A 1,370-nucleotide genomic window follows, 5' to 3' on the forward strand; every position below is an offset into this window, starting at 1 on the left:
TTTCATTAGGCCGTGCTGTTCGGCGTAATAAATTTTCCGTGCATCCCCTCTGATTTGTGGGATCACACGGAAATTACGCACGACTTTTACTTTTAAGAACAAAGGAGATTGATGATAGATAATTTTGTCATAAAAACTCTACCGTATAGACCGTATAGGTGGCATTGCTGTATTGCTACTATTAAGAATTTTCATATTACGTTGTTGTTTTTGATGGTTTATAAGCTCGCGTTCTGTATTACGCAAATGTGCGACCATTTGTAGCTTTGTCGCTTCATTTTGAATCACGGCTAGCATACCCTTCATACGCACCTGTAATTCGGCAATACCTTTCAAGTCTTGAATTTTGTCTATATCAGTTAATATTTTTGCAATTTGTTCAAAACGATTTTCTGTTTCTGTAAAAGTTTGTAAAGCTACAACTTTATCTATGACTGTTGCATATTGACTGCGTGTATCAATAAATGCTCGTGCGTCATTTGTATTTTTGAAAGTATTGCGACTTTCATATTCATCTTGCATAATTTGCTTTAAGATTCTCTGAGCTTTTTCATTTTGTTTATCGTATATGTACTGTGGATTTAGAAATAACAAACTTCCATCATCTTGTTTTTTCAGTGTTCTTTTTGTTCGATTACCTGTTATAGAATTATATATTCTTTCTATTATTCGCTCAAGATTTTCAGTATTTGTCTCTTGTATTGAGTGTGGAATTAGCTGTGGTTGTTCCGATGTAGGGTAGTATTCATTGTTCCTTAAGTATATATTACCTGTTTGGAGGCCATATCCACCACCTATTTGGGGGCTATGCGTAAATATTTCGGTCAAAGCACGTATTAACTGACTACTTGATAAGTTACTGGAATTGAATTGACCTTTGACGCTTCTCTGCGGTATTTGATTCGACCTTGCGATTGTTTTATCTGTTATTCAAAGAACTATGGTTAGTGCTGCTGTAATGATCAGCTTTCTCATATTTAGCTCCTTTTAATTTCCGTATATTGCAGAAGGTTTGATAATCATATCGCTGAGTTATTGATGACTTTAAAATTTACCAATGAGTTCACGTTCCAAGCTGAGGCTTTCTTCATAGTAGCTATTTAGTTGTTCGGCTTTTATTGGTTTTACTTGTTTTTTTGTCATATTGCTCCTCGTTGAATTTCGATAGGGACTGTTTTGTTAACAGGCACGCGATTCCAATTATTAGGTTGTTTTGGCTTTGGAGCTAACGTACCGCAAGCTGATAAAAGCCCAGCAATTAAAGTTGCAAAAATGATTGATTTCATTGTACCATTCCTTATTCAACTTTTAAATTCAACCTAACACTTTTTTATCATTATTTCAATTTTGATTATAAAGTATATAGCCTG

Annotated in this window: 2 protein-coding genes and 1 pseudogene; all 3 read right to left on the reverse strand. The window is 34.5% G+C overall.

Annotated elements, in window-relative coordinates; translation table 11 throughout:
* Nucleotides 1-138: 138 nt before the first annotated feature.
* The 3 genes and pseudogenes from ACFIO5_RS09980 to trwH all read right to left on the reverse strand — a co-directional run bounded on the left by ACFIO5_RS09980 (nt 139) and on the right by trwH (nt 1,286).
* Complete coding sequence (locus ACFIO5_RS09980) at nt 139-828, reverse strand: TrbJ/VirB5 family protein (protein ID WP_375705315.1); 690 nt, start codon at nt 826-828, stop codon at nt 139-141.
* A 219-nt stretch (nt 829-1,047) separates the two neighbouring features.
* Nucleotides 1,048-1,143: pseudogene (locus tag ACFIO5_RS09985) on the reverse strand (TrwG protein); the annotation flags it as partial.
* Nucleotides 1,140-1,286, reverse strand: coding sequence for a type IV secrection system protein TrwH (gene trwH, locus ACFIO5_RS09990; RefSeq protein WP_011181338.1), 147 nt, complete (start codon nt 1,284-1,286; stop codon nt 1,140-1,142). The pseudogene ACFIO5_RS09985 and the gene trwH, both read right to left, overlap by 4 nt.
* Between the last annotated feature and the right edge of the window lie 84 nt (nt 1,287-1,370).

The sequence above is a fragment of the Bartonella sp. AA86SXKL genome, from assembly GCF_042196885.1.

Bases quoted from the DNA above. Each gene is read 5' to 3' on its own strand.
- trwH (WP_011181338.1), bottom strand. From the start codon at position 1,286: ATGAAATCAATCATTTTTGCAACTTTAATTGCTGGGCTTTTATCAGCT.